Annotated in this window: 1 protein-coding gene; it reads left to right on the top strand. The window is 55.9% G+C overall.

Going from position 1 to position 238, the window contains the following annotated elements:
• Positions 1–238: Ig-like domain-containing protein (locus tag Q1B13_RS26970; protein WP_299085987.1), on the top strand; the 238-nt coding region annotated here is incomplete at both ends.

Here is a 238-nt window from a genome sequence, read left to right as displayed (position 1 = left end):
CACCGCAACCGTGTACGTCCTTGTGCGCGGAACCAACGATGCACCTGTCGTAGTCGATGATGTGGCTCAAACTGCCATTCCGAGCACAGAAGATGCTATCGCCCTGATTGATGCAGCCATGCTTCTCGCCAACGACAGCGATGTCGAGGGGGATGCGCTAATGATGACATCTGTGTCTGACATGAGTGCGCATGGGGCCACGCTGACGCTGAACGCCAACGGAACGATCAGCTATGAT

The sequence above is a fragment of the uncultured Ruegeria sp. genome (genome assembly GCF_947489545.1).
GTDB lineage: Bacteria > Pseudomonadota > Alphaproteobacteria > Rhodobacterales > Rhodobacteraceae > Ruegeria.
Note: the sequence above shows the minus strand (reverse complement) of the source record. Positions and strands in the feature narration are given on the sequence as shown.